Source organism: Ornithinibacillus proteolyticus, assembly GCF_039581225.1.
In the GTDB taxonomy this organism is placed as follows: Bacteria; Bacillota; Bacilli; order Bacillales; family Amphibacillaceae; genus Ornithinibacillus; species Ornithinibacillus massiliensis.
This window is the reverse complement of record NZ_JBCPXV010000016.1, coordinates 42,745-61,589: the sequence shown is the minus strand read 5'-3', so window position 1 is coordinate 61,589 and position 18,845 is coordinate 42,745. Positions and strand designations below refer to the sequence as shown.

The following is an 18,845-nucleotide window of genomic DNA, read 5'->3' as shown; positions in this document are numbered from 1 at the left end:
AAAAGGGGAAATTAGTGTGTCTGGATTTGTTGGTTTACTCACATCTAAAAGATTTAAGCAAGATAGCAAACCGACGCAAGAGGAAAATGTAACGGTGCTGAAGAATGAGGAAATGCATGATGAAATGGAAAGTATGGAGCAAGCTGATTTTCTGGTTATGAAACGGACCGATTATCGCAATGTTCGACCCTTTATATTCGATAATGAACGATATGGACTAGTTTTCGACGGAACCATTTATAATAAGGGAGACTTACGTAAAAAGCTAGAGAAGAAAGGCTATAAGTTTAACTTGGATACAACAGAAGAAGTTCTTAGTAACCTATTTCTAGAATGTGGTGTTAAGGGATTCCAACTATTAAGGGGCACATTTGCAATAGTAATATGGGATTATCAAGAAAAGATTCTCTATGCTGCAAGAGACCCCTTTGGAATTAAACCACTCTACATGATGGATACAGAAGAGGAGGTTCTATTTTCTACAGAAATACAAGCTATAACTAGGCTAGGGAAAGACCTAACATTCCATTACCAAGCATTACAACACTACTTTTCATTTCAATATATTCCCCCACCACTCACCTTGAAAAAAGAAATTACTAGCTTAAAACCAGGTCACTACTTAATCAAAAAAGCCTATCAACCTCTAGAAACCTATGCCTATTTTAAAGCAGCATTCCATCCCGTAAACGGCAACCAGAACCAAATTATTAATCGGATACAAGAGATCTTAGTAGACTCAGTAAAGGTGCATATACAAGAAGAAAAGTCCTTGGGAGCATTATTATCAGGTGGTATCGATTCAAGCCTTCTTGTTGGGATAGCCAAGCAGTTTAACCCTAGTATAAAAACGTTCACAGTTGGATTTGATGTAGAAGGATATTCTGAAATTCCCATTGCACAGCAAACCGCAGATGAGCTAGGTGTAGAGAATATCTCGTATCTCATTAGTCCGGCAGAATTTGTAGCTAGTCTACCAACTATTATTCACCAGCTAGAAGAACCGTTAGCAGACCCATCATGTGTTCCATTATATTTTGCTGCCAAAAAAGCAAGTAACCATACGAAAATAGTGCTATCAGGTGAGGGTGCTGATGAATTATTTGGAGGCTATAACATCTATCATGAATTCCATTCGTTAAACGTGTTTCAATATCTACCGGATACGGTACGAAAATGGCTGAGAACATTATCTCGTATTGTTCCTGAGGGGATAATAGGAAGGAGCTTTCTAGAACGTGGTACCACCCCACTCCATGAGCGGTATATTGGAAATGCTAAGATTTTTGAAGAAGATGAAAAAAGGCGCTTTATGAAAACGTATGATGAATTAATTACTTACAAGCATATGACAGCCGACTTATTTGCCATGGTGAAAGAGGCCCATCCAGCTCATCAAATGCAATATGTAGATATGCATACTTGGCTACCTGGGGATATATTAAGAAAGGCAGATCGAATGACGAAAGCACATTCCATTGAGCTTAGGACACCATTTTTAGATAAAGAAGTCTTTGACGTTGCAAGCAAAATACCAGTAGCCTATAAAATTACCAATAAACAAACGAAGGCAATATTACGTAAAGCTGCTATCGGTTTCATTCCAGAGCACGTTACCAATCGGAAAAAGCTAGGTTTTCCTGTACCATTAAAAAGCTGGTTAAGAAATGAACTGTATGATTGGGCAACCGAAATCATTCAAGAAAGCAACACCGATCACATTCTGGATAAAACCTATTGCATGAAGCTCTTAAAGAGTCATTACAAAGGGTATAACAATAACGCAAGAAAACTATGGACCATCCTTGTCTTTATGATGTGGCATCAATTATTTATGGAGTCGTAAATGTACTATCATGGTTTTACACAGAGACATACGAAATGAATTTGATCGTAAGCCGAATGAAGCATAAATAGTAGCTCCGGAACTATAGATTTGAGCGAGAGGGCTTACCTTATCGCCCGTAGAAGGCGGTGAGGCCTGCTACTAGATTGGGAGGGATATGCTATTCATTCGTTTTTTTTCCTTTACCAATTATGTCCAAGCTTCTATCTGCTTTCTTTGTAGATAAACATCGTTCATTCACTTACATAGACTTATTGAAGTTAACTTTGTACACAGGTATAATGAGGTGTATAATGTAATGAACAATCATGAAAAAGTCTATGATATTTAATAAAAATACAATATTATGAATAGGATAGTAACACCCTAATAGGAGTAATCGATATGAATCATAAAGCAGTGATTTTAGGTAATAATTATTATATAGGATTAAGTGCGATTAGAAGTCTGGGTAAAGAAGGCGTTCATACAGTTGCCGTAGATTATTCAGAAGATGATCGCTATGGTGCGGCTTCGAAATATTGCTCAGAAAAAATAATAGTACCACATTACAAAGAAGAGACGGAAGAATTTATTCAAGCATTAATTGATTATGCAAAGAAACAAGATAAAAAGCCTGTGTTGATTCCATGTCATGATACATATTTGGAGGTTATCGACGCGCATTTACATCGGATTAAGGAATATTACTTAATCCCTCAAACAGAGCAAGGCTTAGCAACACGTGTAATGAATAAAGATACATTACATGCACTAGCGACAGAGCATGGTGTACGAGTACCAGAGACAGTTAGGGTAAATGAACCGAATTTTAAAGAACGAGTCGAACAGGAAATAAAGTTTCCTTGTTTAGTAAAACCGTTTGATTCCCCTAGCTTTGTTGCTACCTTTAGAAAGAAAATCTTTAAAGTTCATAACATGGAAGAACTAGAAGAAGCATTGGAAAAGGCGAAATCCGCCAATCAAGAAGTATTCGTGCAACGGATTATTCCGGGCTTTGACGACCATATGTACACATTCGATGCATATTTGAATCAAGATTCTAAGGTGACCCATTGGACCACTTGCCAAAAGCTTCGCCAATACCCTATTAATTTTGGGGCATCGGTATACACAATCCAAAAATACACCCCCGAATTATTTGAGCTTGGTTCGAAGTTTCTAGAGGGGATTCAATATAAAGGCTTTGCTGAGATTGAATTTAAAAAAGACGAAGAGACTGGCGAGTTCTATTTAATTGAAATCAACGCAAGAATTACCAATTTTAATCATTTATTATATAAAGTTGGCTTGAATTTCCCATACATCACATACCGGGAAATGATCGGTGATCCATTAGAGCCAAAAGCAGTGACCGAAACGACAAACCGTGCTTTCTGGTATGGATATGAAGATATGCTAGCAGTAAAGGATTATGTCAAAACAGGTCAGTTAAAATCTTTAGAGGTCGTAAAATCGTTATTTCGACCAAAGGCATATGCAATCTGGAGCTTGAGCGATCCTAAACCTGCTTTTGTATTTATGAAAACGAGAATTGGTAAATTGTTTGGCCAAAGGAAAGGATAGGAGGAATTTTGTATGCAATTAAAACAATTATTACAAGCTATTGAAGTAACCAATGGTAGGGAAGTAGAGCCGTTAGAAATTCGTAATGTCTCCTATCATTCCCAAAAGGTTCAAGAAGGAGATTTATTTGTCTGTGTAAAAGGTTATAAAACGGATGGTCATAAGTACCTGGCAGATGCAGTAAAGCGTGGCGCTGTGGCTGCGGTAGTAGAGGACTTCCAAGATGGGATTGATATTCCACAATATGTTGTAAAAGATAGTCGTATTGCACTAGCGAGACTAGGGGCATGCTTTTATCAAGATCCATCATCCAAGATGAACATGATTGGGATTACAGCAACAAATGGTAAAACAACCACTACGTACATGACGAATGCTATTTTAGAAAACGAAGGACGTCGTACAGGTCTAATTGGAACTGTCATTATCAAAAATGGTGATGAGTCAATCCCTGCTGAACTGACAACCCCTGAGTCCCTAGATTTACAACGCTATTTAAATGAAATGGTTCAAAATGATGTGACCCACGTAACGATGGAGGTATCCTCAGCGGCACTAGAATTACACCGTGTAGAAGGGGTCAACTATGATATTGTGTCTTTAAACAATATGAGTAAAGAGCATATGGAGATGCATGGCACCTTCGAACGCTATTTTGAAGCAAAATCGAGCTTAATTCGAAATGCATCTGAGAATAGCTTTGCGATTTTAAATCTAGATGATCAATATTCTGCTTCGTTAGTGGATAAAACAAAAGCAAAGGTTATTTCATTTGGAATCGACAGTAAAGATGGCTATGTCCATTGCAAAAACTTGGATTTAACTACTGGTAGAGGGAAGTTTACCGTTGAGATTTTAAAGCCATTTGAAGCAAATGGTATTTCATATGAGCCAAGCGAATTCGATGTTGAATTAGCTGTACCAGGACTCCACTCAGTGTATAATGCGATGGTTGCGATCATTGCTTCACTTATTAGCGGAGTTCGAATAAGTACGATTCAAGAGACGCTAAAAGAATTTTCTGGAGTACCTCGTCGTTTTGAGTTCATCTATGAAAATGAAATTAAAGTAGTAGATGACCATTTTGCAAACCCAGGAAATATTAATGTTACCTTACAAACATTAGACTTTATGGATTTCGAGCAATTACAGCTTGTCTATGCGATTCGTGGACAACGCGGGGCAACCATTAACCGTGAAAATGCGGAAGTCATTGTAGAATGGGCAGATAAGCTTGGAATTAAGGAAGTTATTGCAACTCGAAGTGTATCCCATACAACGCCAAAAGACGAAGTGACAGATGATGAAGTCAAGGCATTTTTAGATGTGATGGAAAAAGCTAATATTAAAGTGGACTTATATAATGATTTACCAGATGCCATACATGAAGCATTATCAAAAGCGAATAAAGGTGATTTAGTACTACTTGCTGGATGTCAAGGTATGGATTATGGTGCAGGTATCGCCTTAGAAGCCTTAAATAAAGAAAATGCGGAAGTCAAATAGTGTCTATGCATAGTATGATATAAAGCAGGTGGATTGATTGAAACAGAAAAAGCTAGGCGTTTTAGGTGGGATGGGACCTGCTGCTACCTCGTTATTTTTTGATCGAGTTATTGAAAATACGGTAGCCAATAAGGACCAAGACCACATAGATATGGTTATTCTTAACCATGCTACGATTCCGGATCGGACAAGAGCAATTCTTGAAGATAATAAAGAACCGTTTTTACAAGCAGTTAAAAAAGATTTTGAGATTTTTGAAGCTGCTGGAATAGATAACATTGCCATTCCTTGCAATACGTCCCATTATTTCTTCCGTGAAATGCAGGAAATGACTTCGATAAACATAATTAATATGATCGAAGAAACGGTAACCCATATTCGAAATACATTTGGCAGTACAGCTAAGGTAGGTATTTTAGCAACGGATGGGACAATTAATACAGGTATATATCAGGCTGAGTGTCATAAATATAATATGAAGGCTCCCATCCCAAATGTGCATGACCAACAAAAAGTGATGCAAACCATATATAATTTCAAAGCAGATCAACCTGTTGATGTTCACGCATTCGAGCAAATTATTGCTAAGCTGATAGAGGATGAGAACTGTGATTGTGTCATTCTAGGATGTACAGAGCTTTCTTGTATTGAAATCTCAGAGCATTGGAAGCCGTATTGTGTAGATGCAATGCAGGTGTTAGTAAACGAGTCCATCATTCGCTCAGGCAAAGAATTAAAAAAGCGAGCAGTGGTCTCTAACCTGCCTATTTAGTTCAGCCATAATAGGGGTTTTATAATGAATAATGTATAAGAATAGCTACCGCATGTGAATGTTATATTCTCTAAGTGTAAGGAGGGAAGTTCGTGTTATCAGATAAAGAAGCATTTGATGAATTCTTACTCGAATCCTTCAAGGACGGTAGAAGTGTACGTGAATTGAGGCTTTCTGAGGAGGAAGCTAATTACATTAGAGTGAAAATACCTAAAGCAAAGTTTCGAAAAATAGCAGAACGCTGCAATACATCGGCTAAAGAATGGTATGAAGTAGATACTCGAGGTATGAAATAATAAATGTTAGGATGTTTCAGGAAGCTTGCTTAATCCTGAAGCATCCTTTTTTAATAGATGAAAAAGTCTGAGGTAAAGCCCCTAGTCTTATAGAGTGGAGTTGTTGGATTGGGAGATTCAACATGGTTTTAGCGCGAAGTTACGTTGGATTCGCGCGAGAGTCACCGCAAATCGCGCGAGGGTCATCAAAAAACGCGCGAGAGTCATCAAAAATCGCGCGAGCACCACAGAGTCGCGCGATTTTTACATAAGGTCGCGCGAAACACCCAAATCCTCGCGCGAATTGCTTTGCTTATCGAATGCGAGCTTATCTTAAACGATAAATAGGAATAACCCAACATGTCTACCTATTCCTCATTAGGATGAAGAAAACAGGTGTGTACTATGAACACTCAATTTAGCCTTTGGGTCCAAATAGGCTTTTGCGTGATTGATTGCGATAGTTGCTTCGCCAAATCCAGTAGCAATAAGCTTTGGCTTCCCTTCATACGAGCAAATATCTCCACAAGCATAGATTCCGGGAATGTTAGTCTCCATTTTACCATTCACGAAAACAGCATTTTTAGTCGTTTCTAGTCCCCAAGATTTTATCGGACCAATATTTGTGATAAAGCCATAATTGACGATGACCTCATCGACCGTGACCGTCTTCCTGTCTTGTTCTTTCACCTTCTGGAGTGTGACATGATGTATGTCATGCTCCTTTCCAATTAAGTCTGTAACTTCATATGGGGTGAGGATAGTTACGGACGAATGTTTGAGCTGTGTGAGACTATGCTCATGCGCCCTAAATGCGTCTCTCCGATGAACAAGCGTAACATCCTCTGCAATATCTACTAGTGCAAGCGCCCAGTCCACAGCTGAATCCCCGCCGCCGCATACTAATACCCTTTTGTTACGAAACCTTTCTAACTCCTTAATAAAGTAGTGTAAGGTATGCTCTTCGAATTGAGCTATATTAGCTAGTTTTAATTTTCTAGGTTCAAAAGCGCCCGCACCTGCTGAAATGAGAATGCTTTTCGAATAATGAACGGTTTTCGTTGTATAAATTTCAAATGTACCGTTCTCTAGACGAATAATATCTAGTACTTGCTCATTCAAACATATGGTAGGAGAAAAGGTTAGTGCCTGCTTATGTAGCTCCTTTACGAGATCCTTTGCCTTAACTCCCGGAAATCCTGCCACATCATAAATGTACTTTTCTGGATATAAGGCCGCTAACTGCCCACCAACCTCTGGCATACTATCAATCACTTTCACACTTGCTTCCCGCATACCTGCGTAAAATGCACTGAACAAACCAATCGGTCCAGCACCGATAATCGTTATATCCACCATCTCTTCCATGTGTTAGTCTCCTTTTTACTATTTTCCAGCACATTAAATAACAAAAATACATATAACGGATAAAATACGAATAAATATATTTCGATATATAAATAATAAGAATATTATAAATAAAAGTCAATCAATATTCTGAAATTTTAAAAATAAAGGTCTCTTCTCCTACATTTTATTGAAAAATTACACTTGAAATCGTTTTATAATCAAGTTTAACTCATATTGTTAGAATACATATTTAGTTGACTTAATTTAGATTATATTGACAATGGGTATGGTGATATTTAAACTAAAATAAACGTATTTTAAACGGACTAATAATTTTAGTGTTATTTTAATAAACATGCAATTTTGAGGAGTGGAGAAGTTGAAATATTCTATATCCGATTTGCGAAAAGTTGTATCAGATGGATTAACCCCGCCACCTTGTGATGTCACGATGCAAATAAAGGTGGACGAGGCAAATGATGGCATAGCTAAAGGGATTTGGACGGTAGATGATAAATATATAAATGGTTTAGGAGTTGTCATGGGGGGCTTTTTATCATCGGCAGCCGATATTTTAATGGCCTATGCAGTTGCTTCTAAACTGACAGAAAATCAGGGCTTTGTGTCGATTGATCTAGATACAACTTTTCATCGACCAGGCGTAAAGGGAGAAATAGAGGTAACCGCTAGAGTCGAGAAGATGGGAAGGACCTTAGCATATGTGGTGGCGGATCTAGTGCAGAATGAGAGGAAGATTGCTACTTGTGTATCTTCTTTATTGATTCAAGAAAAATAAATTACCCAATATATTTTGTTGTTCATCCATGTTTAATTCCTCAAAAATATACTTGTTTATGACGTAACGAGATATTCTACAATTAATACGTGAAGGATACCTTATGGAGGTGATGAACAATGTATTCTGTTGGGGAGTTGGCACAAATGGGGAATATTTCTGTACGAACATTGCAATATTATGATGAAATCGGTTTACTAAAGCCTGCTGCAAAAACAGATGGAGGAAACCGATTGTATGGTAAAAATGAGAGTATGAAATTACAGCAAATACTGGCTCTTAAATTTTTGGGTTATCCTCTAGAATCCATTAAGAGGATGTTAGGAACAATGGATCAAACCTGGGAAGAGACATTGCACCATCAACTTCAGTCTATAAAAAAAGAACAAGAGCACCTAAAAAAGATGGAATCCGCGATTCGTTCTATTTTGCAATCAATGGAATTAGAAGAAGAATTAAAATGGGACGTGGTTCAACAACTTGTCGACCTGTATAAAGAGAATCCAGCTAACATAAAACGTTATTTAGACAATTACTTTACACAGGAAGAACAACAATTTTTACATCACTTACCACATTTGGGGGATGAAAATCAAGAGGTAAGGGAATGGGTTAAACTCATCAAAGAAGTGAAAGCCAACCTCGATAAGGACCCTTCCTCAGAGGTTGCACAATCAATAGCCAAAAGATGGATGGATCAGGTCAACACCATGTTCCATGATAATGAGGAGCTTCGAGATAAATCCTGGAATGAAATAAAAAATAATAATAGTCCGATGGGTAATTATCCAATTGATGCTGATGTAATTCAATTCATTGAGCATGCTGTTGAAGAACTCTATAAGCAACGTAAGTAAACAAATCTTGGTAACAACATGTACTGATGAAGTCTGATGTTTAAATCTAATGCAACACATGTAGCTGACTAAGTTACATATCGGAGTTTTAGAAAACCACTAATTAAAGGCCGTAACATGAGGGTAGTGGAGCTTCGGCAAATGACAAGCTCCCTACCTCATGTTACGGCCACTCTAAATTAGTTTCGAATGAAAAAGACTTCCTACCTTTTAACGAAAATCCTACAGGTTTACTACTTATTCCAATTCGCCTGTATTTTTTGTACGTCCCCTTGTTCGTAGACATTCTTGAAAAATCGTCTTGCTGGCTCAATTAACATATTATAATAGTCCGTGAATAAGGAAGCAGCAGAGTCACCAAGCCATCTAGTTGGTAAAAGCTCCTGCGGTAGGTTTGGGTCAATGAATAAAAACTTCCGGTATTGATGGACTAAAAGCGCTGACTTCACAAAGCAACTACCATCCGTTAATTCCCCTTTTTCAATTTTATTTTTGTCGATAACGTATTTTTGACTATATTCTTGAATGAATAATTGATACTTTTCATTCACATCATCAAGATTCCAGCATTTTTGAACTAGATCTTCCTCATTATTCATACCAATATATGAGGCATTAAAGAACGAAACATACTCATGGATATCGTATTTCTCCATTAACAGATTTACTTGCTCTTCTAATGGATTTGGGGTAATCCAGCAGCTATTTGATAATAAACCAAATCCACTCCACACCAGTTCTTTTCTTAATTCATCTCGTAAATGGCGTTTATTCTCAGGAATGGTGTATACAAGAAGTCGCCACTGTCCATCCCAAGATGGGTGCTCGGTTTTATAGATACGCTTCGATGCTTCTTCCATCCTTGCTTTCCCTCGGTCAGTCAAGGAATAATAGCTCTTGTTGCCAATTTTTTCTGACTGTACCCAGCCCTGTTTACTCATTCTGGAAATAGCTGCTCGAACCGATTGTTCGTTATGACCAAATTCCTCCAATAATCGAATTAAGCTTCCAATCCATATCACATTATCATAATGCCTAATATAATCTCCAAATAACGTGAAGATCATGGACCTCGTATTAAATTGCTTTTCCACCTGAAACGTCCTCTCTTATGTCCATCGGGTTATGTAATTTTTATATGTTCAAATTTTAACAAAAAATCTGTGAGCTGAACAGTAAATGCCCTACTTTCTCATTTTTATAAATAATAACAGGAATAAAACGCTACATTTCTAACTGTTATATAAATTTGATATCGAAGCCTTAATACTAGATTGGCAGAACCCATTATAGCATAAAATGTCGATTAAATTTGTGAAAATTTAAAATTATTATATTGTCATAAATATGACACTTTGTTATCATTGCGTTAAAGAAACGTTATGAAGGGGTGGTAGAATGTATAACTATGTGGAGGACGGGGATTCCAAAACAACTGCATATGTTGAGCAAGATCCAGAGAAATATGATGCATTTATGGCCCGAATTAATTCTGGCGAAAAAATTGAAGCAGATGACTGGATGCCTGCCGATTATCGTATGGCTCTAATCAAGCTAATTTCCATGCATGGAATAAGTGAAATAATGGGAGCACTTCCTGAAAAAGAATGGGTGCCAAAAGCTCCAACCTTGAGAAGAAAGCTAGGCATAATGGCAAAGGTGCAAGATGAAATGGGCCATGGTCAATTATTACTTCGGGTCGCAGAAGACCTGATGAAGCCTTTTGGGAAGACGAGAGAAAATCTGATAGAGGATTTATTAAATGGAGATTTAAAGTTTCATAATGTCTTTCATATGCCAACCAAAACATGGGCAGATGCCGGTATGGTTGGTTGGCTAGTTGATGGCGCGGCCATTATGTCACAAACCAATATGCTAGATGCGTCCTATGGTCCATACCAACGGGCATTACAACGAATTTGCCAGGAGGAAGTTTTTCACGCCCAACATGGCGAGTCCATCATTATGGCATTAGCGGAAGGAAATGCGTACCAACGTGACATTTTACAGGAATCACTGAATCGTTGGTGGCCGGCACTACTCATGTTCTTTGGCCCTGCTTCAGCTGAAACGACTGGATCCTCGAAGCAAGACATTATGATTAAATATAAAATTCGTAAGAGTACCAATGAAGAATTGCGCCAAGCATTTTTATCAAAATATTTGCCTAGAGTATTTTCACTCGGACTAACCGTCCCAGACGATACGATTCGTTATGATGAAAAAGAAGAAAAATGGATTTACAAGCAGCCTGATTGGGATGAGTTCAAACAAATTATTCGAAATAAAGGGCCGAAATCAAAGGAGCGTTTACGATTAAGAGAGATTGCGTATAACCATAACCGTTGGGTACGCCAAGCGCTTGCTGAGGACCCAATCACGGTGTAAGGAGAGGAGGGAGAGACAAATGACGAAGGAATCCGATTTTTATCAGGTTTATGAGGTGTTCAGTAGAAGGGGTAACAAAGCGCCAATGCAGCATCAATTTAGTTTGCTAGCACCGAACCAAGAGATGGCGATGATCATGGCACAGGAAAATTTTATGCGTCGGGAAGACGTAGTGGATGTATGGGTCGTAAAGCAAAGTGATATTCGAAAGATGAATAGCGAGGAAAGACAGGTCTGGACTAAGCGCTTGGATAATAAAGCGTACAGGACAACTAAAGGATACGGGTATTTACGACAAAAGTGGAAGGAGAAAGAGCAGGGCATGCTTGATGAAAAAGAAATCATGTCTTGGAAAGAGGTGAAGAGAAAATGAGCGAGATAATCGAAACACCAGATCAAGCAAAGCAAGACCCTACGTATTTTCAAGCGTTAAAGGAGCTCTTATTTCAGTTAGCAGATGACGATTTATTGATAGCATTTAGAGGCTCCGAATGGTTAGGGTTAGCTCCTCATATTGAAGAGGATGTGGCTTACTCTTCTATTACCCAAAATACAATGGGGCATGCGGTAATGTACTACAACCTTTTAGAGGCGTTAGGGGTAGGAAAGGCAGATATATTGGCACATGACAGAAAGCCAAGTGAACGACGGAATGGCAGCTACTTGGAAAAACGCAATGGTGAGGGGACGTATTTAGAAGAACCATATTACGACTGGGCATTAGCAGTAGTGAGAAATTATTTCTATGAAACGTTTAAAAAGATTAAATTGGAAGCGATTGCAAATAGTTCTTATCAACCGTTAGCTCATGTTGCTAGAAAGGTATTAATGGAGCATCCGTATCACTTGGCTCATTGGAGGATTTGGATGAGACAGCTTCAAGGCGCTACCGAAGAGTCGAAGAAACGGATACAAGATCGCGTCGAGGAAGCATGGAATGAATTTGCTGATGTACTAGAACTTGGCGCATTGGAAGCAGATATGAGGAAGCATCAATTAATTATGATCAGTGCAGAGGAACTAAAGGCTAAATGGCTAGAGGAAGTAAAAACTGTGTTACGAGAGACACCACAAAGCCCACTTCAACAGAAATATGGGAATGGTAGAAACAAAGAGCATACTGCTGATTTAGAACAGGCGCTGGATACTTTAGCGGAAGTATATAACAGTGATAAAACAGCAGCATGGTAAACGAATCATCTTAATGTGTCATGTTACAGGAGAGGAGGAGAGACATTGGAGGAGATGACGAATTTAGAAGCGATTTATGCTGTCTTAAAGACTGTCGATGACCCGGAGCTCCCTTCTGTTAGTGTCTATGATTTAGGTATGGTACATGATGTCGCGATCGACGGAAATCAGGTGGAGATCAAAATGGTTCCAACGTTTGCAGGCTGCCCGGCGTTAGACTTTATCGAGGTAAATGTGCAAAAGGCTGTTGAAACATTAGAATGGGTTACCAGTTGCCAGGTGAAATTTACGATGGAGCATCAATGGTCAACCGATACCATAACCGAAAAAGGGAAACAGGAGCTAAGGAAGCATGGCATTGCGCCGCCACCAGAAAATTATCAGCCAGGGGATGAGTGGACGGTGAACTGTCCATATTGTGACTCGGATTACACGTCGATGGAAAATGTTTTTGGACCAACTGCATGCCGCAGTATCTTGTATTGCCGTGTCTGCAGGAATCCATTTGAAGCAATGAAACCAGTGGTAAAGCCACTTCATACCAATTATTAGGAGGAGAAAGTATGGTAAAACTTATTGCGTTATACAAGCAACCAGCAGATAAGGAAAAATTTGATGAGCATTATTTTAACACCCATGCACCAATTACAAGCAAGATTCCAGGATTACGAAAGATGGAGGTTACTAGAATTGTAGGTTCACCAATGGGAGAGAGTGAATTCTATCTATTGTGTGAGATGTACTATGACGATCATGAATCCTTACAACAGGCGATGAGAACAGATGAAGGGAAGGCATCTGGGAGAGACGTGATGAAATTTGCGGGCGATATTGTCACGCTCATGATTGGTGAAGAGGTAAATGACTAGATTCATTAAAGTCTACTCGGAAGACGGTGTTGGTGTCATTCAGTTCGATCGCCCACAAGTGCTCAATGCCTTGAACCGAGAAATGGTCGATGAAATTGTGACACAGCTTGAAGCCTTTGACCTGAATGGGTCCATCCGGGTCATTGTGTTAAAAGGGAATGAAAAGGCCTTTGCAGCTGGTGCTGATATTGAGGAGATGATGGAAGAAACGTCACTCTCATTAGAGCTCTTAAATCCATTTGCACAGTGGGATAGAATTAGTCTAATTAAAAAGCCACTACTAGCATCAGTAAATGGTTTTGCACTTGGTGGAGGATTTGAATTAGCACTTCACTGTGATCTGATTATTGCAAGCGAAGATGCTAAGTTTGGTTTTCCAGAAGTAAAGCTCGGTATTTTACCTGGGGCAGGTGGAACCCAGTTTCTTACAAAAGTGATGGGAGTTAGAAAGGCGTTAGAGTGGATTTGGCTAGGAGAACAAATGACAGCAAGGGAAGCTCTCCACTATGGGGTTATTAATCGGATTGTAGCACCGGAGCTAGTAGAGGAGGAAACAATGAAGCTAGCCCATCAACTATCCAAACAAGCTCCAATATCGTTACGGTTAATTAAGGAAGCCGTTCATGCAGCAGCTGACTCATCTCTACTTGAGGGGAAAATGCTAGAGCGGAAAAATTTTTATCTTGCCTTTTCCTCGGAAGATCAAAAAGAGGGAATGCGTGCATTCACAGAAAAACGAACACCTTCGTATAGGGGGAAGTAGTGATATGTACTATGAAACAATTTTTTATGAGAAAAATGAAAATATCGCCACTATCGTATTAAATCGGCCTGCTGCCTATAATGCATTTACAGAACAGATGAATGTAGAGATAGGAAAAGCATTGAAACAGGCAACGAAGGATGAAGCAGTGACATGTATTGTCATAACGGGGAATGGGAAAGCCTTTTGCTCAGGACAGGATTTAGCGGATGTCGATGAACATACGAACCATGCTGAATTCTTAAAGAATCGATATCATCCGATGTTAAAGCAGCTTAAGGAAACGTCGAAGCCTGTTATTGCTGCTATTAATGGAATTGCTGCTGGGGCTGGAATGAGCTTAGCACTAGCCTGTGACTTCCGTGTAATGAAGAACACAGCGAAATTCGTTAGTGCCTTTATGAATATTGGATTAGTTCCAGACTCTGGATTTCTTTATCAGCTTCCACGTATGGTTGGCTATGCCAAGGCAATAGAGATTGCAACATTAGGCAAACCAATCATAGCGGAAGAGGCTCTAGAAATTGGATTAGTCACAAAAGTTATTAGCGAAGAAGCGTGGGAATCACAAATAGGAGAATTTGCTTCACATATTGCAAGTCTACCAACAACGTCATTCTCCCTTATCAAGCGATATATGCTTGATAGTATGCACACAAGCTACGAAACCTTTTTAGAGCAAGAGGCTTTTGCTCAGAGAATCGCAGGATTATCACAAGACCACCAAGAAGGACTCCAAGCATTCATGGAAAAACGCAAACCAAATTTTGTTGGGAAATAAGGAGGAGAAATAATGGAACAAGTGGTATCCGATAAAATTACATCGGTTGGAGAAATGAAGCGTAGTCACTACGGGATGATTATTAATGGTGAGCGAGTAGAAAGTGTTTCAGGGGAAGTGTTTGAAACGTTTAATCCGGCAAAGGGAGAAGTTATTGCGACGATTGCGAAGGCTCAAATAGAAGATGCAGAAAGAGCGGTTCAAGCTGCGAGAAATTCCTTTGACAATGGAAAATGGCGTAAATATCCAGTAGGAAAGCGTGCCCGTGTATTAAATAAAATTGCGGAAATAATGCGTAGTCGCTTCCAGGAGCTTGTTGAGCTTGAGGTGTTAAATAGTGGAAAATCGCTTGGTGCTGCACAAGTGCAAATTAATCAAGCCATCGAAGACTTTGAATTTTATGCTGGTGCAATTGTTGGACATAGAGGAACGGTAAATAATATGCCGAATGGATTTTTCAATTATACACATAAAGAGCCTGTTGGCGTTTGTGCACAGATTATTCCTTGGAATTATCCGATGATGATGGCTGCGTGGAAGATTGCCCCTGCTATTGCTGCTGGTTGTTCAGTTGTTGTAAAACCAGCAAGCTTAACACCAATAACGGCCCTTCTATTAAATGAGATTTGTCATGAAGCAGGCGTACCAGAAGGAGTAGTAAATACCATTCCTGGTGCCGGGCACGTTGTGGGAGATTATTTAGTAACCCATAAGGACGTCAATAAGGTGGCATTCACCGGTTCAACACCAACTGGTCGTGACATTATGGAGAAGGCTGCTAGTACGTTAAAGCGTTTAACACTTGAACTAGGTGGGAAATCACCGAGCATTGTTTTTGAAGATGCGGACTTAGAAGCGGCTGTTGCAGGCTCTCTATTTGGAATCTTTTTTAATACCGGTCAGTCCTGTGAGGCAAGATCACGCTTATTCGTTCATGAAGCCATCTATGATGAATTTATGGAGCAGTTCGTTACAAGAACAGAGAAATTAAAGCTCGGCGACCCATTTGATAAGGCTACCCATATCGGTTCCATCATAAGTCGTAGCCAGTTGGAAAAGATTGATTCCTATGTGCAATCTGCCCGTGAAGAGGGGGCAACCATTGTAACTGGTGGAAAAGAGAGGAAGATAGAGGGCTTTGAAAATGGCTACTGGTATGAACCAACTATTATTACGAATGTAACACCAGATATGAAGGTCGTTCGTGAAGAAATATTTGGCCCTGTCGTGGTGGTAGAGAGATTCTCTGATGAGCGTGACGTAATAAAGCAAGCGAACGATACAGAGTATGGACTAGGCTCTGCTGTTTGGACGACGAATCAAGCGAGAGCAACTAGGGTAGCCCATCAAATTCAAGCGGGGATTGTCATGATTAACAGCCCGTTCTCCGCCTTCCCAGGAACACCATTTGGCGGGTACAAACAATCAGGATTTGGAAGAGAATTAACCGTTGAAACACTTGATTTATATATGGAGGATAAAAGTGTCCTATCTTATTACGGACCAAAGCCGATAAATCCATTTGGTGTGTAAGAATAGCTAATGATACGCCTTTGCTCGATTACATGTTACTTATTATAGAGAAAGCATGATGTCTGTTGGCGCTTCCTCTTACCGTTAGCGAATAAGCTAGGCTTCCATCGGGGGAATTTGCCAATACCTTGCTACAGGAGGTTACGCCACGTAGCTAGAGGGAATAGGGTCACCTATCCTCCCTCTGGTTTCTTCTGTGTATTTGGTCAGATAAGGCATGACCACTATTATATCCACTAGGCAATAATTATGAGAAAGGAATGCTTACACATGACGATAGAAAACATTACGGTCGTAGGAGCAGGTGTGATGGGAAGAGGTATAGCCTATGTCTCAGCACTGGCTGGCATACGCACGACACTAGTTGACATATCCGAGGAACAATTAAGGAGTGCCCTAAACGAATTAACCCGTCTTGCAGAAAAAGCAGTCACCTTAAATAAACTATCCGAAGCAGTAACAAACGAACTATTTTCCAAGCTACATACGTCATTAGACCTCGTCAACACCGTAAGTGACACAGATTTGGTCATTGAAGCAGTTCCGGAAAAACGAGCGTTAAAAAAGCATGTGTTAGAAACCGTTGATCAGCATGCACCAAGCGATATCGTAATCGCTTCGAATACCTCAACCATCAGCCCAACAGAATTAGGCTCCTATACCAAAAGACCCGAAAAAGTGGCAGCTATGCACTTTTTTAATCCCGTTCATCGAATGAAGCTAGTTGAAATCGTAAAGGGACTAGAAACAAGCAGGGAAACGGTGCAAATTATTCGGAAAGTTGCAGAACGTATGAATAAGGAAACCGTTGAAGTGAATGAATTTCCAGGCTTTGTGACAAGCAGGATTAGTGCGATGGTTGGAAATGAAGCCTTCTACATGCTTCAAGAAGGTGTTGCTAGTGCAGAAGATATCGATAAAGCGATAAAACTAGGATTGAATTATCCAATGGGGCCACTGGAGCTTGGCGATCTAGTTGGATTGGACACACGGCTCCATAACTTAAAGTATCTTCATGAAACATTAGGAGAAAAGTTTCGACCTGCACCATTATTAGAGCAATATGTGAAGGCCGGTAGACTGGGGCGCAAGACTGGTAGAGGGGTCTATGATTATTCTACGGATGGTGAGGTGGTGAAAAAGTGAGAGAAGTTGTAATTGTGGATGCAGTTAGAACGCCGATTGGACGGTATAAGGGAGCATTAAAGGATATCCGGCCAGATGATTTAGCAGCTGTAGTAATTAAAGCACTAGTGGAGAGAAATCCCAATTTGCCTGCTGCAGATATTGAAGAGGTCGTTTTAGGAAATGCTAACCAAGCTGGGGAGGATAATCGAAATGTGGCCAGAATGGCTGCTTTGCTTGCAGGTCTTCCAGTAGAAGTTGGTGGTACCACGATTAATCGTCTTTGTGGTTCTGGACTAGATGCTGTTATGTATGCGGCTAGAGCAATAGCGGTAGGTGAAGGTGATTGTTTCATTGCTGGTGGCACGGAAAGCATGACCCGTGCACCACTCGTTATGGCAAAGCCAGACAAAGATTTTCCAAGGGGAAATATGGAGCTTTATGATACGACCATAGGGTGGCGTTTCATCAATTCTAAGCTGGATACATTATATGGCACCGATTCCATGCCACAAACCGCTGAAAATGTAGCCAAACGCTATGGAATTAGTCGTAAGGAACAAGATCAATTTGCCTTTCAAAGTCAAATGCGTGCTAAAAAGGCAGTAGAAGAAAAGCGATTTTCTCGAGAATTAGTTCCGGTTGTCTATCACGATAGGAAAGGGAATGAGATTCGCATTGAACAAGATGAGCATCCCCGCCCAGATACATCCTTGGAGAAGCTGGCAAAGCTAAAGCCAATATTTGAAAGTGGTACGATCACAGCTGGAAATGCTTCTGGGGTTAACGACGGAGCCTCTGCACTTTTATTAATGAGTGCAAGTAAAGCAAAGGAATTAGGCCTTAACGTCTTAGCCCGTTATGTAACGGGTGCAACAGCAGGTCTTGAGCCAGCGGTGATGGGACTAGGCCCAATTCATGCTACGAGAAAAGCGCTGGCACGTGCCCACTTAACCGTACAGGATATTGGATTAGTAGAATTAAATGAAGCATTTGCCTCGCAATCTATTGCCTGCATTCATCAGTTAGAACTAGATTCTGAATTGGTAAATGTTAATGGTGGGGCTATTGCGTTTGGTCATCCGCTAGGTGCAAGTGGTGCCCGTATATTAACGACACTAGTACATGAAATGGGAAGACGGAGAAATGTTCACTATGGGTTAGCAACGATGTGTATTGGTGTAGGGCAGGGTATCTCGGTAATTGTAGAAGGAGTATAAGCATGCA

At 39.9% G+C, this 18,845-nt stretch carries 19 protein-coding genes; 17 read left to right on the top strand and 2 right to left on the bottom strand.

What is annotated here, in order from left to right; all coding sequences use genetic code 11:
• Window positions 1–16: 16 nt before the first annotated feature.
• From asnB to AAIB49_RS09585, 5 genes are all read left to right on the top strand, one after another.
• Entirely contained in the window at window positions 17–1,846 is a 1,830-nt protein-coding gene (gene asnB, locus AAIB49_RS09605; RefSeq protein ID WP_343457945.1) for an asparagine synthase (glutamine-hydrolyzing), read from the top strand.
• Between the two features lie 384 nt (window positions 1,847–2,230).
• Complete coding sequence (locus AAIB49_RS09600) at window positions 2,231–3,412, top strand: carboxylate--amine ligase (RefSeq protein ID WP_343457944.1); 1,182 nt, start codon at window positions 2,231–2,233, stop codon at window positions 3,410–3,412.
• Between the two features lie 12 nt (window positions 3,413–3,424).
• Window positions 3,425–4,918: a Mur ligase family protein gene (locus AAIB49_RS09595; RefSeq protein WP_343457943.1), complete on the top strand. Its 1,494-nt coding sequence runs from the start codon at window positions 3,425–3,427 to the stop codon at window positions 4,916–4,918.
• A gap of 37 nt (window positions 4,919–4,955) precedes the next feature.
• The gene (cuyB, locus tag AAIB49_RS09590; RefSeq protein WP_339212867.1) at window positions 4,956–5,690 is read left to right on the top strand and encodes a cysteate racemase; all 735 of its coding nucleotides are present in this window, start codon (window positions 4,956–4,958) and stop codon (window positions 5,688–5,690) included.
• A gap of 92 nt (window positions 5,691–5,782) precedes the next feature.
• Window positions 5,783–5,986, top strand: a complete 204-nt coding sequence (locus tag AAIB49_RS09585) for a hypothetical protein (protein ID WP_339212869.1) — start codon at window positions 5,783–5,785, stop codon at window positions 5,984–5,986.
• Window positions 5,987–6,343: 357 nt separating this feature from the next.
• Here AAIB49_RS09585 and AAIB49_RS09580 read toward each other — a convergent pair whose 3' ends face one another.
• Window positions 6,344–7,333 (bottom strand): NAD(P)/FAD-dependent oxidoreductase, encoded by a 990-nt coding sequence (locus tag AAIB49_RS09580; RefSeq protein ID WP_339212870.1) that lies wholly within the window; start codon window positions 7,331–7,333, stop codon window positions 6,344–6,346.
• A gap of 361 nt (window positions 7,334–7,694) precedes the next feature.
• On the opposite strand from AAIB49_RS09580, the gene AAIB49_RS09575 reads away from it, so the two are divergent.
• Both AAIB49_RS09575 and AAIB49_RS09570 read left to right on the top strand, forming a co-directional pair.
• The gene (locus tag AAIB49_RS09575) at window positions 7,695–8,111 is read left to right on the top strand and encodes a PaaI family thioesterase (protein WP_343457942.1); all 417 of its coding nucleotides are present in this window, start codon (window positions 7,695–7,697) and stop codon (window positions 8,109–8,111) included.
• Window positions 8,112–8,230: 119 nt separating this feature from the next.
• On the top strand, window positions 8,231–8,968 hold the full coding sequence (locus tag AAIB49_RS09570) for a MerR family transcriptional regulator (RefSeq protein ID WP_343457941.1): 738 nt from the start codon (window positions 8,231–8,233) through the stop codon (window positions 8,966–8,968).
• Between the two features lie 233 nt (window positions 8,969–9,201).
• Here AAIB49_RS09570 and paaX read toward each other — a convergent pair whose 3' ends face one another.
• A complete protein-coding gene (gene paaX, locus AAIB49_RS09565; protein ID WP_343457951.1) occupies window positions 9,202–10,035 on the bottom strand; it encodes a phenylacetic acid degradation operon negative regulatory protein PaaX in 834 nt (277 codons plus the stop codon).
• Window positions 10,036–10,366: 331 nt separating this feature from the next.
• Between paaX and paaA the strand changes: the two genes are divergently transcribed.
• The 10 genes from paaA to AAIB49_RS09515 all read left to right on the top strand — a co-directional run bounded on the left by paaA (window position 10,367) and on the right by AAIB49_RS09515 (window position 18,838).
• Window positions 10,367–11,356 carry a 1,2-phenylacetyl-CoA epoxidase subunit PaaA gene (gene paaA, locus AAIB49_RS09560; protein WP_343457940.1) on the top strand — a complete coding sequence of 330 codons (990 nt, stop codon included), beginning with the start codon at window positions 10,367–10,369 and terminating at the stop codon, window positions 11,354–11,356.
• A 19-nt stretch (window positions 11,357–11,375) separates the two neighbouring features.
• Complete coding sequence (gene paaB / locus AAIB49_RS09555) at window positions 11,376–11,729, top strand: 1,2-phenylacetyl-CoA epoxidase subunit PaaB (RefSeq protein WP_339212878.1); 354 nt, start codon at window positions 11,376–11,378, stop codon at window positions 11,727–11,729.
• Window positions 11,726–12,547 (top strand): 1,2-phenylacetyl-CoA epoxidase subunit PaaC, encoded by an 822-nt coding sequence (gene paaC, locus AAIB49_RS09550; protein WP_343457939.1) that lies wholly within the window; start codon window positions 11,726–11,728, stop codon window positions 12,545–12,547. Before paaB ends, paaC begins: the two co-directional genes overlap by 4 nt.
• 54 nt (window positions 12,548–12,601) lie before the next feature.
• On the top strand, window positions 12,602–13,099 hold the full coding sequence (gene paaD / locus AAIB49_RS09545; RefSeq protein ID WP_343457950.1) for a 1,2-phenylacetyl-CoA epoxidase subunit PaaD: 498 nt from the start codon (window positions 12,602–12,604) through the stop codon (window positions 13,097–13,099).
• Between the two features lie 11 nt (window positions 13,100–13,110).
• Complete coding sequence (locus AAIB49_RS09540) at window positions 13,111–13,416, top strand: EthD family reductase (RefSeq protein WP_339212882.1); 306 nt, start codon at window positions 13,111–13,113, stop codon at window positions 13,414–13,416.
• Entirely contained in the window at window positions 13,409–14,179 is a 771-nt protein-coding gene (locus tag AAIB49_RS09535; RefSeq protein ID WP_343457938.1) for an enoyl-CoA hydratase/isomerase family protein, read from the top strand. Before AAIB49_RS09540 ends, AAIB49_RS09535 begins: the two co-directional genes overlap by 8 nt.
• Window positions 14,180–14,183: 4 nt before the next feature.
• A complete protein-coding gene (locus tag AAIB49_RS09530; protein ID WP_343457937.1) occupies window positions 14,184–14,960 on the top strand; it encodes an enoyl-CoA hydratase-related protein in 777 nt (258 codons plus the stop codon).
• A gap of 12 nt (window positions 14,961–14,972) precedes the next feature.
• Complete coding sequence (locus AAIB49_RS09525; protein ID WP_343457936.1) at window positions 14,973–16,493, top strand: aldehyde dehydrogenase family protein; 1,521 nt, start codon at window positions 14,973–14,975, stop codon at window positions 16,491–16,493.
• Between the two features lie 270 nt (window positions 16,494–16,763).
• Window positions 16,764–17,639 carry a 3-hydroxyacyl-CoA dehydrogenase gene (locus AAIB49_RS09520; RefSeq protein WP_343457935.1) on the top strand — a complete coding sequence of 292 codons (876 nt, stop codon included), beginning with the start codon at window positions 16,764–16,766 and terminating at the stop codon, window positions 17,637–17,639.
• Entirely contained in the window at window positions 17,636–18,838 is a 1,203-nt protein-coding gene (locus AAIB49_RS09515) for a thiolase family protein (protein ID WP_343457934.1), read from the top strand. Before AAIB49_RS09520 ends, AAIB49_RS09515 begins: the two co-directional genes overlap by 4 nt.
• The last annotated feature ends 7 nt before the right edge of the window (window positions 18,839–18,845 follow it).